At 66.1% G+C, this 13,915-nt stretch carries 12 protein-coding genes; 2 read left to right on the top strand and 10 right to left on the bottom strand.

Annotation, left to right across the window (positions count from 1 at the left end):
* Positions 1–46: 46 nt before the first annotated feature.
* Positions 47–991 (bottom strand): hypothetical protein, encoded by a 945-nt coding sequence (locus ACE3SG_RS10905; RefSeq protein WP_374564926.1) that lies wholly within the window; start codon positions 989–991, stop codon positions 47–49.
* Positions 992–1,327: 336 nt separating this feature from the next.
* On the opposite strand from ACE3SG_RS10905, the gene ACE3SG_RS10900 reads away from it, so the two are divergent.
* Positions 1,328–2,734 (top strand): FAD-binding oxidoreductase, encoded by a 1,407-nt coding sequence (locus tag ACE3SG_RS10900; RefSeq protein WP_374564925.1) that lies wholly within the window; start codon positions 1,328–1,330, stop codon positions 2,732–2,734.
* A 16-nt stretch (positions 2,735–2,750) separates the two neighbouring features.
* On the opposite strand, the gene ACE3SG_RS10895 is transcribed toward ACE3SG_RS10900, so the two are convergent.
* From ACE3SG_RS10895 to ACE3SG_RS10870, 6 genes are all read right to left on the bottom strand, one after another.
* Positions 2,751–4,367 carry a SpoVR family protein gene (locus tag ACE3SG_RS10895; RefSeq protein WP_374564923.1) on the bottom strand — a complete coding sequence of 539 codons (1,617 nt, stop codon included), beginning with the start codon at positions 4,365–4,367 and terminating at the stop codon, positions 2,751–2,753.
* Complete coding sequence (locus ACE3SG_RS10890) at positions 4,364–5,647, bottom strand: YeaH/YhbH family protein (RefSeq protein ID WP_374564922.1); 1,284 nt, start codon at positions 5,645–5,647, stop codon at positions 4,364–4,366. The genes ACE3SG_RS10895 and ACE3SG_RS10890 overlap by 4 nt, the downstream gene beginning before the upstream one ends.
* A 38-nt stretch (positions 5,648–5,685) precedes the next feature.
* Positions 5,686–7,608 (bottom strand): PrkA family serine protein kinase, encoded by a 1,923-nt coding sequence (locus ACE3SG_RS10885; RefSeq protein ID WP_374564921.1) that lies wholly within the window; start codon positions 7,606–7,608, stop codon positions 5,686–5,688.
* A gap of 125 nt (positions 7,609–7,733) precedes the next feature.
* The gene (locus ACE3SG_RS10880; RefSeq protein WP_374564920.1) at positions 7,734–7,904 is read right to left on the bottom strand and encodes a hypothetical protein; all 171 of its coding nucleotides are present in this window, start codon (positions 7,902–7,904) and stop codon (positions 7,734–7,736) included.
* 110 nt (positions 7,905–8,014) lie between these two features.
* On the bottom strand, positions 8,015–8,941 hold the full coding sequence (locus tag ACE3SG_RS10875; RefSeq protein WP_374564919.1) for a ParB/RepB/Spo0J family partition protein: 927 nt from the start codon (positions 8,939–8,941) through the stop codon (positions 8,015–8,017).
* A gap of 15 nt (positions 8,942–8,956) precedes the next feature.
* Positions 8,957–9,526 carry an RBBP9/YdeN family alpha/beta hydrolase gene (locus ACE3SG_RS10870; RefSeq protein WP_374564917.1) on the bottom strand — a complete coding sequence of 190 codons (570 nt, stop codon included), beginning with the start codon at positions 9,524–9,526 and terminating at the stop codon, positions 8,957–8,959.
* Positions 9,527–9,627: 101 nt separating this feature from the next.
* Here ACE3SG_RS10870 and argC point away from each other — a divergent pair, with 101 nt between their 5' ends.
* Complete coding sequence (argC, locus tag ACE3SG_RS10865; protein ID WP_374564916.1) at positions 9,628–10,569, top strand: N-acetyl-gamma-glutamyl-phosphate reductase; 942 nt, start codon at positions 9,628–9,630, stop codon at positions 10,567–10,569.
* Between the two features lie 65 nt (positions 10,570–10,634).
* Here argC and ACE3SG_RS10860 read toward each other — a convergent pair whose 3' ends face one another.
* The 3 genes from ACE3SG_RS10860 to rsmG all read right to left on the bottom strand — a co-directional run bounded on the left by ACE3SG_RS10860 (position 10,635) and on the right by rsmG (position 13,671).
* Complete coding sequence (locus ACE3SG_RS10860; RefSeq protein WP_374564914.1) at positions 10,635–12,254, bottom strand: S41 family peptidase; 1,620 nt, start codon at positions 12,252–12,254, stop codon at positions 10,635–10,637.
* Between the two features lie 80 nt (positions 12,255–12,334).
* Entirely contained in the window at positions 12,335–13,126 is a 792-nt protein-coding gene (locus ACE3SG_RS10855) for a ParA family protein (RefSeq protein ID WP_374564912.1), read from the bottom strand.
* Between the two features lie 125 nt (positions 13,127–13,251).
* Entirely contained in the window at positions 13,252–13,671 is a 420-nt protein-coding gene (rsmG, locus tag ACE3SG_RS10850) for a 16S rRNA (guanine(527)-N(7))-methyltransferase RsmG (RefSeq protein WP_374564911.1), read from the bottom strand.
* Positions 13,672–13,915 lie beyond the last annotated feature (244 nt).

Here is a 13,915-nt window from a genome sequence, read left to right as displayed (position 1 = left end):
GCCGGGCTGATCGTCATGGGGTTCGACGGGCATCAAGCCCGTGAGATCACGGCGTCACGTTGATGGCGGGCGTGTCCAGCATCGAGCTCAGATCGTCACCGTAGTAGATCGCGTAGTAGCGCGAGTTGCCGGCGTAGTCGCTGATGTTCAGTGTCGTGGGCACGTAGGCGCCCACATCGAGGCCGGAATAGATCTGCCCGCCCAGGGTCAGATCAACTTCCGTCTTGCCACGGGCGGAAACGTAGCCCTGCAGGGTGAAGCAGTTCCAGTACTGGTCGTTCAGGCAGTACTCGACCGAAGCCGTGTAGATGCCGGCCGTGCCGACATCCGCCAGCTTGAGCTGCACGCCCGCGCGAGCCGGCGTACCCGGCAGCATGCCGCCCGGCGGGGTGGAGCGAGACACGGTGGGGGTCAGGTTGATGCCACCGGTCTTGAACTCCGGTGCCGATTGGTCACCAGTCGCACCGACGACAGTGAAGGTGGAGCGGCTGCTCATGGCAGCGATCGCGGCCTCGTCGTAGAAGGTGCCGTAGTTGTTGGCGTCACGCACGTTCACGCTGTAGACGCGCCACGTGCCGTTGTCCGACACGCCGTCCATGCTGATTGCCAGGTCCAGCTCGGCGCGCTTGGACGGGAACGAGTTGTACCAAGTGTTCGAGGCGGTCTGCCCGGACGGACCCATCAGCGTCACGCTGATCTCGGCGACGCCGGACAAGTTGTCCGCGGCGGTCAGCGTGACGACGGCTTGCGCGAACTTGCGGCTGGCATCGACCTTGCCACCGACAGTGACCTTCTTGAGCAGGGCCGGCTTGATGTCGTAGTTGTATTCGGCCGAGTTGGCTCGTTGGGCGGCTTCGCTCTTGGCGACGCGTGCCTGTTGCTGCGCGCCAAGCTTCGAGAAGTCGGCGCCTGTCGAACCCGCCTGGGCGACCCCTGCGGCGGTCAGGGAAGCAGCGGCCAGCACGGCCAGGCGAATGGAATTTACACGCATGTTCAGCTCTCTCCGGTTTAGAGACTGTCAATGGGAATGGAAGATCACGCCCGGCCCCCCCATTTTTCCGGTCTCGGGCGAGGCAGGATTTAACCTGCCGGATCCCCGCCGAGATCTGCACGAATTAATGAGTTTCAAGGCGAGGTCAACCCAACCCCCTAATTTGAAGATTCTGGGGATCGGGTTGAATACGAATTGTCGCGTACCAATGGCCCAGGCGATGAGCCACGGACTGGCCTGCCACCGGTCAAGTCTGCCGGGAGACTTGAGTCCACTGCAGAGATGGTGTGCAAGGCCGCCATGGCGACCGCGGCAAGCCAGTCGCACAATCACTCAATGAACGCCCTGCACGAATCGCCCGCGCCGTGCCCCTGGCCTGACGCCATGCACGATGCACTCGCCGCACATTTCGCCGCACGCCTGTCCACGGCCTTGGCCGTGCGCGAGCAGCACGGTCGCGACGAATCCCCGTTCGACGTGCCGCCGCCGGACGCGGTGGTCTTCGCCGAGTCCACCGAAGACGTCGCGTTCGTCGTCAGGCTGGCAAGCGAACACGGCGTGCCGGTGATTCCGTACGGCGCCGGCTCGTCGCTCGAAGGCCATCTGCTGGCGGTGCAGGGCGGCGTCAGCATTGACGTGTCCCGCATGGACCGCGTGCTCAGGATCAACCCGGAAGACCTGACCGTCACAGTACAGGCTGGTGTCACACGTGAGCAGCTGAACCGCGAGGTGCGCGACACCGGGCTGTTCTTTCCGATCGACCCCGGGGCCAATGCGTCGATCGGTGGCATGGCCGCCACCCGCGCGTCCGGCACGAACGCGGTGCGCTACGGCACGATGCGCGAGAACGTGTTGGGCCTGACCGTCGTCACCGCCTCGGGCGACGTGCTGCACACCGGCACGCGCGCGCGCAAGTCCAGCGCCGGCTACGACCTGACACGCCTGTTCGTCGGCAGCGAAGGCACGTTGGGCGTGATGACCGAGATCACGTTGAAGCTGTATCCACTACCGCAGGCGGTGTCGGCCGCGGTCTGCCACTTCCCCGACGTGGCCAGCGCCGTCAACACGACGATCCAAATCATCCAGATGGGCGTGCCCATCGCGCGCTGCGAGCTGCTCGACGCCAACGCGATCAGGGCCGTGAACCGAGCCGAGAAAATGACGTTGGCCGAGTCACCGATGCTGCTGATGGAGTTCCACGGCAGTGAAGCGGGCGTTCAGGAACAGGCCGAGACCGTGCAGGAGATCGCGGCCGAGTTCGGCGGCCAGGCCTTTGAATGGGCGACGACGCCCGAGGTACGCACGCGCTTGTGGACCGCCCGACACCGCGCCTACCTGTCGGGCTTGCAGATGAAGCCCGGTTGCCGCGCCGTGACCACCGACGCCTGCGTTCCGATCTCGCACTTGGCCGAGGCGATCGTTGACTCGGTGGCCGAGGTCGAGGCCTCCGGCCTGCCCTATTTCATCGTCGGCCATGTGGGCGACGGCAACTTCCACGTCGCCTACCTGATCGATCCGGCCATCCCCGCCGAGCGAGAGTTGGCCGAACGACTCAACCATCAACTGGTGCAACGCGCCTTGCGCCTCGAAGGCACTTGCACCGGTGAGCACGGCGTGGGCCTGCACAAGCAGGGCTTTCTGGTCGAAGAAGCCGGCGCTGGCGCCGTGGCGATGATGCGGGAGATCAAGCGGGCGCTGGATCCGCGCAACATCATGAATCCGGGCAAGATCTTCTCGCTCTAGCCGCGGGCATGAAGCCTCAACTCGGCGCCGGCACACTCCACCTTCGCGTCACATCGCCCTTGGCATTGACGCTCTCGAGCTGCACGCCAAAGCCCCACAGCCGCGCCGCGTGCTTGAGCACTTCGTGTGCGCCGTCGTCCAACGGGCGGTCGTTGTGCTGGGTGTGGCGCAGGGTTAGGGAACGATCGCCGCGCAGGTTGACGTTCCAGACCTGGATGTTGGGTTCGCGGGCGCCGAGGTCGTATTGGCGTGACAGGGATTCGCGCACGCGGCGGTAGCCGCTGTCGTCGTGGATCGCGCTGACTTCGATCTCGGTGTCCTTCTCGTCGTCGGTGATCTGGAAGAAGCGAAAGTCGCGCATCAGCTTCGGGCTGAGGAACTGGCCGACGAAGCTTTCGTCCTTGTAGTTGCGCATGGCCTGGTCCAGCGTCGGCAGCCAGGGCTTGCCGGCGATGTCGGGGAACCAGGCGCGGTCTTCGTCGGTCGGGTTTTCGCAGATGCGCTTGATGTCGGTGTACATCGCGAAGCCCAGCGCATACGGGTTGATGCCCGAGTAGTTGCGATCACCGACCTTGGGCTGGTAGACGACGTTGGTGTGCGACTTCAGCCACTCGATCATCACGCCGTCGGTCAGGAAACCGTCGTCGTACATCGTGTTGAGGATCTTGTGGTGCCAGAAGGTCGCCCAGCCTTCGTTCATCACCTGCGTCTGGCGCTGGGGGTAGAAGTACTGCGCGATCTTGCGCACGATGCGCACGACCTCGCGCTGCCAGGGCTCCAGCAGTGGCGCGTTCTTCTCGATGAAGTACAGCAGGTTCTCTTCCGGGTCTTCGGGGAAGCGCCGGGTCTGCTGCGCCTCTTCGGCCTTCTCGATCCGCTTGGGCAGCGTGCGCCACAGGTCGTTGACCTGTTGCTGCGCGTACTGCTCACGGTCCTTGCGCATCGCCAACTCTTCGGCGAGCGATTTCTTGCTCGGGCGGCGGTAACGGTCGACGCCGTGGTTCTGCAGCGAGTGGCAGGAGTCGATGAACTCTTCGACGGTGCCCACGCCGTAGCGCTCTTCGCATTCTGTGATGTAGTTCTTGGCGTAGACCAGGTAGTCGATGATCGACGACGCATCGGTCCACATGCGGAACAGGTAGTTGCCCTTGAAGAAGCTGTTGTGGCCGTAGGCGGCGTGGGCGATCACCAGCGCCTGCATCGCCATCGTGTTCTCCTCCATCAGGTAGCTGATGCAGGGGTTGGAGTTGATGACGATCTCGTAGGCCAGGCCCATGTGGCCGCGGCGGTAGTTCTTCTCGGTCGAGATGAACTCCTTGCCGTAGCTCCAGTGGCGGTAGTTCACCGGCATGCCCACGCTGGCGTAGGCGTCCATCATCTGCTCGGCGGTGATGATCTCGAGCTGGTTCGGGTAGGTGTCCAGGCCGAAGCGGCGCGCGGTGGCCTTGATGACCTCGTGGTACTGCTCGATCAGCTCGAACGACCAGTCGCTCGGGTCTTCCAGCGGCCGCTCGGGCCGGGTGGGCGGAGGCAAGGGGCCGTCGAGCGCACTGCGCGGCTTGCGCCGGTCGCCCCCGGCCGGAATCTTCGAAGCGTTGTGCACGAAACGGCGGTCCTGTGAGTACTCGGTCATTTCGGGGCCCCTTCTTTCTTGAAGAGGTCGCGGAACACCGGGTAGATCTGTGAAGCCTCGGTCGCCTTGCGCATCGCGAAGTGCTTGTGCGTCTCGACCAGGCGGGTGTATTCCTCCCAGAGGTTCTGCTCTTCTTCCGCCACCTGCACATAGGCGTAGTAGCGGCAAGCGGGCAGCAACTTCTCGGCCAGCAACTCGCGGCAGCGGCCGGAATCGTGGTGCCAGTTGTCACCGTCGCTGGCCTGGGCGCCGTAGATGTTCCATTCGCCCGGGTGGTAACGCGCCTTGATGATGTCGTGCATCAGTTCGAGTGCGCTGGACACCACCGTGCCGCCGGTTTCGCGGGCGTGGAAGAAGTCTTCTTCGCTGACCTCCTGGGCCTGCGTGTGGTGGCGGATGAAGACCAGGTCGATCTTCTCGTAGTGCTTCGTCAGGAACAGGTACAGGATGATGAAGAATCGCTTGGCCAGGTCCTTGCGCGCTTCGTCCATCGAGCCCGACACGTCCATCAGGCAGAACATCACCGCCTTGCTGCTGGGCACCGGCACCCGCACGCGGTTGCGAAAGCGCAGGTCGATCGGGTCGAGAAAGGGGATGCCGGCCAGCTTGCCGCGCAGTTCGATGATGCGCTTCTCGGCCTCGGCCATCTCCTTCAGCGCCACCGGATCGTCCGAGTGGTGGCGCTTGATCTCGGCCACGCGCGCTTCCAGCGCATGCAGCTCGCGCCGCGCGTCGCCGCCCAGCGCGATGCGCCGGCTCAAAGCACCGCGCATCGAGCGCACGATGTGCAGGTTGTTCGGTGTGCCGTCGCTCGAATAGCCGGCGCGGTGCGTCTTCCACTCGGGCACCTCGGCCAGCTGCGTCTTCACCAGGTGCGGCAAGGCCAGGTCCTCGAAGAAGACCTGCATGAACTCTTCCTTGCTCAGGCTGAAGGTGAAGTCGTCTTCACCCTCGCCCGAGTCGCTGGCCTGGCCCTTGCCGCTGCCCTGCCCGCCACCGCCCTTGGGGCGCTGGATGCGGTCGCCGGTGACGTACTCCTTGTTGCCCGGGTGGACCATCTCGCGCTTGCCGCCCTGGCCGTGGTGGAACACCGGCTCGGAGATGTCCTTCTTCGGGATGCGCACCTCTTCGCCGCGCTCCAGGTCGCGGATGCCACGGCCATCGACCGCGCGCTTGACCGCTTCGCGGATCTGGTCCTTGTAGCGGCGCAGGAAACGCTCACGGTTGCCGATCGACTTGTTCTTGCCGGCCAGTCTGCGGTCGATGATCTGTTGAAGCATCGCGTCCCTCGTCAGTTATGGTCGGAACGGTCTCGGCTTCAAGAAGATTTCCGCACGCGCAGATACCACTCGCACAGCAATCGAACCTGCTTGGCCGTGTAGCCCTTCTCGACCATGCGTTGCACGAAGTCCTCGTGCTTCTTGGCCTCGTCGGCGCTGGCCTTGGCATTGAAGCTGATCACCGGCAGCAGCTCTTCGGTGTTCGAGAACATCTTCTTCTCGATCACCGCCCGCAGCTTCTCGTAGCTCGTCCACACCGGGTTGTTGCCCGCGTTGTTGGCGCGCGCACGCAGCACGAAGTTGACGATCTCGTTGCGGAAGTCTTTCGGGTTGGCAATGCCGGCCGGCTTCTCGATCTTCTCCAGTTCCGCGTTCAGGCTGGCGCGGTCGAAGACCTCGCCGGTGTCGGTGTCGCGGTACTCCTGGTCCTGGATCCAGTAGTCGGCGTAGGTGACGTAGCGGTCGAAGATGTTCTGGCCGTACTCGCTGTAGCTCTCGAGGTAGGCGGTCTGGATCTCCTTGCCGATGAACTCGGCGTAGCGCGGCGCCAGCTGCTCCTTGATGAAGCCGATGTACTTCTGCTCGAGCTCGGCCGGGAACTGCTCGCGCTCGATCTGCTGCTCGAGCACATACATCAGGTGCACGGGGTTGGCCGCCACCTCCTGGCTGTCGAAATTGAAGACCTTGGACAGGATCTTGTAGGCAAAGCGGGTCGAGATGCCGCTCATGCCCTCGTCCATGCCGGCGTAGTCGCGGTACTCTTGATAGCTCTTGGCGCGCGGGTCGGTGTCCTTCAGGTTCTCGCCGTCGTAGACCTGCATCTTCGAGAACAGCGACGAGTTCTCGGGCTCCTTCAGCCGCGTGAGGATCGCGAACTGGCTCATCATCTTCAGCGTGCCCGGAGCGCACTTGGCCTCGGCCAGCGACGAGCCGCGGATCAGCTTCTCGTAGATCTTGATCTCTTCCGAGACGCGCAGGCAGTAAGGCACCTTGACGATGTAGACACGGTCGAGGAAGGCCTCGTTGTTCTTGTTATTGCGGAACGCCTTCCACTCGCTCTCGTTCGAGTGCGCGAGGATCACGCCGTCGAAGGGGATCGCGCCGAAGCCTTCGGTGCCCTTGAAGTTGCCTTCCTGGGTCGCCGTCAGCAGCGGGTGCAGCACCTTGATCGGCGCCTTGAACATTTCGACGAATTCCATCAGCCCCTGGTTGGCCAGGCACAGGCCACCGGAATAGCTGTAGGCATCTGGGTCGTCCTGCGCGTAGGTCTCGAGCTTGCGGATGTCGACCTTGCCGACTAGGGCCGAGATGTCCTGGTTGTTCTCGTCGCCCGGCTCGGTCTTGGTCACGCCGATCTGCTTGAGCACGCTCGGGTGGCGCTTGACGACCTTGAACTGGCGGATGTCGCCGCCGAATTCTTCGAGCCGCTTCACCGCCCACGGGCTCATGATGCGGTTCAGGTAGCGGCGCGGGATGCCGTACTCGCTTTCGAGCAACGGGCCGTCCTCGTCGGCGTTGAACAGGCCCAGCGGCGACTCGTTCACCGGCGAGCCCTTGATCGCGTAGAACGGCACCAGCTCCATCAGCTGCTTCAGCCGCTCGGCGATCGAGCTCTTGCCGCCACCGACCGGGCCCAGCAGATACAGGATCTGCTTTTTCTCTTCCAAGCCTTGCGCGGCATGGCGGAAGTACGACACGACCTGCTCGATCGAGTCTTCCATGCCGTAGAACTCGGCGAACGCCGGGTAGATCTTGATGACCTTGTTGGCGAACAGGCGCGACAGGCGCGGGTCGTTGCGCGTGTCGACCATCTGCGGCTCACCGATGGCCTTGAGCATGCGCTCGGCAGCCGTGGCATAGGCCAATGGGTTGCGCTTGCACTCGGCCAAGTAGTCCGCGAGAGAGATTTCCTCCTCGCGGGTGCGCTCGTACCGGGCGGCGAAGCTGCTCATCACGTCCATGCAAGACCTCCTGTCAATGTGCGTCAGGGCGGCGCTGCGCGAGGGCTCCCTCCGGCGCGGCGTCTGGGAAGTTCTGATGGCGTCCCGGCTGTACGGACCCGGGCGTCATCAGAGCTTTCCGGTCTTCAGGTCATGCAACGCGCGAGAGCGCGCTGACGGTGACAGCTTGTGCTTTTCTCCTGCAGGCAATCGAGCAAAAAGCGGGCCACAAGTTCACCAAATCGGCCCACCACATCGGCCAGTGTGCTCACGCTTGGTTCGCGAGCCGCCTGCGTCATCCGTTCACGCAGGGCCATGCGGTTGATCTGTTATATCTCGTTTCGCGTCGGCTGGGCTAGAGGCCGATGAATTCACGCCACATGCAACGTGGCACGCTGCACAGGCGTTGCCATGAGGGCGAGAATGTTCAGCGCTCGCGTGCACCCAGCTTGTCGAGCAGCCCCGACAGCTCGTCCAGCGAACCGAAACGGATCGCGATCTCGCCTTGTTCGCCGCGCTTGGTCTTGCGCTGCACGCGAATCTCGACATCGGCCGTCAAGGCATCGGCCAGCTGCTCTTCCAGCCGCACAATGTCGCGCGACTTTTCTTGCGCCACACGCAGCAGCGGTGTCTGGCGGCCCGGGTTCAGGGCTTTGGTGGCCAGCTTCTCGGCGTCGCGCACCGACAGTTTCTTGGCCACGATCTCGTTGGCCGACAAGATTTGCTGCGCATTGCCCAGCGGCAACAAGGCCCGCGCATGGCCCATGTCCAGGTCGCCGGCCATCAGCATCTGCTGCACCGGCACGGCCAGGTTCAACAAACGCAGCAGGTTGCTGGCCGCGCTGCGCGAGCGGCCCACGGCCTGTGCCGCCTGTTCGTGGGTCAAGCCGAACTCGTCGACCAGGCGCTTCAGGCCTTGCGCCTCTTCGAGGGGGTTGAGGTCTTCACGCTGGATGTTCTCGATCAGCGCCATCACGGCGGCGGCTTCGTCCGGCACCGCCTTGACCAGCACCGGCACCTCGCCCAGGCCCGCCAGCTGCGCCGCCCGGTAACGCCGCTCGCCGGCGATGATCTCGTAGCGCGCCGCGCCGGTGGCCCCCTGGTCGGACGCGCCCAGCGGGCGCACCAGGATGGGCTGCATCACGCCCTGGCTCTTGATGCTCTCGGCCAGCTCGTACAGCGAGCCCTCGTCCATCCGTGTGCGCGGCTGGTACTTGCCGGCCTGCAGCTGGCCGACCTTCAGCACACTGGGGTGGCCGGCAGCGGCTTCGGCGTCGGGGGCGGACTCACTGACCTTGGGGCCGAGCAGGGCTTCCAGGCCCATGCCCAGGCCCTTGGGTTTTTTGGTTGCCATGGCCGGTATTGTCGGTCAAGGCTTGTCGGCGACCGGCGCTGGCGCCAGCGCCAACAGCATCGCGCGCCCCTCGGGCCACTCACCCAGGCCCGACTCTGCGTTGATGTGGCCACGCGCACCGATGGCCGATGCCGGCGCGCCCCAGGCCTGCGCCAGCCACTGCGCCTGCGGCGGGGCGCAGAAGGGGTCGTCGTCGCTCCACACGACCCGCGCCGGGAACGGCAGCGCAGCGGCCACCGGCGGCCACCAGCCGCGCAGCTGGGGCGGCGTGTCGGCCCGACCCAGGTCGGGCGGCGCCACCAGCAGCGCACCGCGCACACGCCCGGTGTGTTGGGAGTGCGCGGCCCAGGCGGCCACCAGGTGGCAGCCCAGGCTGTGCGCGGCCAGCAGTGCGGGCCGTGCGTCGTCCAGCAGCACCTCGTCGAGCCGGGCCATCCAGTCGCCGCGGCGGGGCCATTGCCAGTCGGCCTGCTGCACGCGGGTGTCGCCGTGGCGCTCTTCCCACCGCGTCTGCCAATGGCCGGGGCCCGAATCGAGCCAGCCGGGCAACAGCAGCACGCGCACATCGTCGTTGGTCAGGTTCATCGCGTCGCAGCCCGAGGGCTTGCCGTATGCTTCAGGGAATCCCCTGATTCTGGGCCACGGCACCGTGCGGCCCGCCACTTTCACCACCACAAGGATTGCCCATGACCACCCGCGTGTTCGTCGACGGCCAGGAAGGCACCACCGGCCTGCGCATCCATGAATACCTGGCGCTGCGCGGCGACATCGAGGTGCTGAAGATCGACGCCGAGAAGCGCAAGGACGCCGCCGAGCGCGCGCGCCTGCTGAACGCCGCGGACGTGGCCTTCTTGTGCCTGCCCGACGCCGCGTCGCGCGAGGCGGCGGCGATGGTCACCAACCCACATACCTGCCTGATCGACGCCAGCACCGCCCACCGCACGGCCACGGGCTGGACCTTCGGGTTGCCCGAATTGGCCCCCGATCAGCGCGAGCGAATCCGGCAGTCCAAGCGCATCTCGAACCCGGGCTGCCATTCGACCGCGTTCATCCTGTTGCTGCGGCCACTGGTCGACGCCGGGCTGGTGCCGGCCGAGACCCTGGTCAGCGCCACCTCCATCACCGGGTATTCCGGTGGCGGCAAGAAGATGATCGAGCAGTACCAGGCCGGCGGTGACCGCTCGCTCGATGCACCGCGGCCCTATGGCCTGGGCCTGCAGCACAAGCACCTGCCGGAGATGAAAGCCCACACTGGGCTGCACACGGCACCGGTGTTCATGCCCATCGTCGGCCCTTTTTACAAGGGTTTGGCTGTGAGTGTGCCCTTGCATCTCTCGCAGTTGCCGGGCATGGTCAGCGGCGCCCGGCTGCACGATGCACTGTCGGCCCGCTATTCGCATGAGCGCTTCATCCGGGTGATGCCGCTGTCGGACCCGGCCACGCTGGAGACCGGGTTCTTCGACGTACAGGCCTGCAACGACACCAACCTGGTTGACATCTTCGTCTTCGCCCATGAGCGCCAGGCGATGCTGATCGCCCGGCTCGACAACCTGGGCAAGGGTGCCAGCGGCGCGGCCGTGCAGGCGATGAACGTGCACCTGGGCAAAGAAGAAGGGCTCGGCCTGTAAGACCGAGCCCCTGGGGTCACGGGCGGCAGGCCTGGCCTGCACCGCCCTCTTCTTCTGGTGGCGCGTCAGCGGCGCGGCAGCACGATGCGGCTTTCGCGCTCCAGGCCCCGCAGCAGGCGCGGCTGGGCATGGGCACCCAGCCCCAGGGCCGAGCGGCGCGCGGCCTGCGCCGCGGCCAGGCTGCAGGCGTTGTGCTGCAGGTTGTACAGCGCCGCGCTCAGCATGCCTTCGCCGGCGTCGCCCAATGCGTGGGCAAAGTCGTCGCCGGCCGGGCAGGTGGCGGTGAAGCCGTCGGCATAGTCGCCGTAACCCTTGGCGTTGACGCCCTTGAACTCGATCGGGAAGTACGAGATGCCGCAGTTGTCCTTGGCGGTGAAACCGTAGGGCTTGCCGCAGGTCGTGCCGCCGATCACGCGCACGTCGATGTCGACACCGCGCAGGCCGTTGATGATCGCTTCGCTGGCCGAGCAGGTGCCGCTGGTCGTGATGACCGTGACGCGCGACAGGTTCAGCGTCGGCAGCGGCTGCTGGTTCGAGCACTCGAAGTTCGCGTCGAGGATGCACGACGCGGTGAAGAACGGCGTCTTCGCGTCTTCGCTGTTGGTCTCGGCGCTGCGCTTGCTGTTGTACTGCAGCTGCTCGAACACCTTGCCGCTGGTCGGGCCGCTGCCGGCGATCATGTAGGCCAGTTCGCTGGCCAGGTACAGGTAGCCGCCGCCGTTGTAGCGCAGGTCGAGCACCAGGTCGGTGACGGCCGCGGCCTTCAGCGTGTTGACCGCGTCGATCAGCTTCTGCTCGGAACTGGCGATGTGGTCGTTGAAGACGACATAGCCCACCTTGCTGCCGGCGTTGTCGAGCACCATCGTCGTGGGCACCGGGTCGGTGACCACGGTCGCGCTGGTCACGCTCTTGCTGACCGTGCCACCCCCGGCACGGCTGAATGTGAAGCTGTGCGTCTGGCCGTTGGCGCTGGGGAACAGCGCGGCGTTCAGGGTGTCGATGCCCGCATTCGTCATGCTGTCGGCGCTGACGCCGTCGGCCGTGACCAGCAGATCACCGCGCAGCAGGCCGGCCGCGGCGGCGGGTGAGCCCGGCTCGACGAAGGCGATCCGGATGCCGCGGGGCGTGCTGTTCCAGGCGTCAGCTAGCCACTGGATGCCGTAGCCTGAGCTCGAGCCGGAGTTGATCAGGTCGTTCCATTCCTTGGTGGGCATGGTGAAGCTGAACTCGTCGCGCAGCTTGCCCGACGCCGTGTGGTTCGGCGTTTTTTGCGCTTGGAAATAGTTGTCGAGCGATTCGTAGACGTGGGAGGTGTCGCTGAACAGCGCGTTGTTCGCATCGACACTGGGCATTTCGCTGTACCAGAGGTAGGCGTCGCTCATGTAGCTGTGCAGCCAGGCTTTTTCGTTGGCCAGGCTGCCGGTGGACGTGGGCGCCGACGCATCGGCCCGGTACGGGTTGGTCGGCGCGCAGACCTGCGCCGTGTCGCTGGCCGGCGGCGGTGGGGGCGGCGGCGGGGAGGGAAACGGAGAAGTACCCCCGTCGCCGCCGCCGCCACAACCGCCCAGCGCGGCGCTCAAGGCCGCCATCGCGAACAGCGCCGCCAGGCGAACGGCCGGCCGGGCATGGGGCGACGGGAGGCGCCGCGAGGTCTCGGCGGCGGTTGCAGCAGTGGTCGGATTCAAGAACGTCGTCCCTGTGGTTGTAGGTTGGGAGAAAAACATCGCCCCGCGGATTGGACGGGTGGCGCCGGGGCGCCGCGCGGTCACGCGGGCGCGACGGTGGAAGCGCTGTTGCCCACGCGCTCGACCATCTCGCGCGCGAAGTCGACGAAGGCCTGCGCGCCCTTGGCGGCCGGGTCGAACACGACCCCCGGCAGGCCATAGCTGGGTGCTTCGGCCAGGCGCACGTTGCGGGGGATCACGGTGTTGAACACCTTGTCGCCGAAGTGCGCCTTCAGCTGGTCGCTGACTTGGGTCTGCAGGGTGATGCGCGGATCGAACATCACACGCAGCAACCCGATCAGCTCCAGGTCGCGGTTCAGGTTGGCGTGCACCTGCTTGATGGTGTTGACCAGGTCGGTCAGGCCTTCGAGCGCGAAGTACTCGCACTGCATCGGCACGATCACGCCGTGGGCGCTGCACAGGCCATTGAGCGTCAGCAGGCTCAGCGACGGCGGGCAATCGATCAGCACGAAGTCGTAGTCGGCGTCGGCCGCTTTCAGGGCCCGGCGCAGGCGCTCGTTGCGGTGTTCCAGGGCCACCAGCTCGACCTCGGCGCCGGCCAGCTCACGGTTGGCGCCGAGCACGTCGTAGCCGCCTTGCTCTGACCGGGTGCGCGCCTCGGCCACGCTGGCACTTTCCAGCAGCACGTCATAGACGCTGGATTCGAGCTTGCGCTTGTCGACGCCCGAACCCATGGTCGCGTTGCCCTGCGGGTCCAGGTCGACCAGCAGCACCCGCTGCCCGACCCTCGCCAGGCCGGCGGCCAGATTGACACAGGTGGTCGTCTTGCCGACGCCGCCCTTCTGGTTGGCTATGCAAAAGATTCGGGACATGGGGGCGGATTGTCGCTTGAGACCCCGGCGCACGGAGGCCTCGGCGCGGCCCAGGCTGTGGACAAAGCTGTGGGCAGCCCGGTGGATTCGCTGGGGACGAGCGGTGGACAGTGAAATCCGCCCGCTCAGGCGGTGGCCACCGGCCGCAGCCACACCAGACAACGGGCGGCGTCCAGGCCAGGAACAGTCAAAGGTTCCACGTGAAACAGTTCGACGTCGGCAGGCACGCCTTCGCGTTCGTCCGCGGCCAGGTGCGCCTTCATCGCGGCCCAGCGGCCACCCGACGCCAGGCGCTCGCGGGTCAGATTCACGAAGTCGGCCAGGGTCGCGAAGGCGCGCGAGGTGATCAGGCCGAAGCGCTCGCCGGCCATCGCCTCGACCCGTTGGTGGCTGGCCTGCAGGTTCGGCAGGCCGAGCTCCGCGGCCACCTGGCGGATGAAGCTGACCTTCTTGGCCACCGCGTCGACGCAGGTCACCTGCCAGCCCGGCTCGCAGATCGCCAGCACCACCCCGGGCAGCCCGGCGCCGCTGCCGACGTCCAGCACCCGCAGCGGCGCGGCCGCCCCCCCCCCCCCCCCCACCCCCCCCCCCTGGCGCCCCACCCGCGGGATGATGGCCCAACACTCCCGCCCAGGCAGGGGGAGGCTCGCCGCCGGGGCCCGCCCGGCCGGGGTTGGGGCGATCATTACGTGGGCGGTGTTTGGTGTCCGTTTGGGCGGCGACAACTTCATGAGCGACGGCGCGGGCGGGTGCGTGTGGTGCGATCCGTGCCGGTGTGGGCGGGGGTGT

Origin of the sequence: Ideonella sp., from assembly GCF_041914305.1 — a bacterium.
Taxonomy (GTDB): domain Bacteria; phylum Pseudomonadota; class Gammaproteobacteria; order Burkholderiales; family Burkholderiaceae_C; genus Ideonella.
Note: the sequence above shows the minus strand (reverse complement) of the source record. Positions and strands in the feature narration are given on the sequence as shown.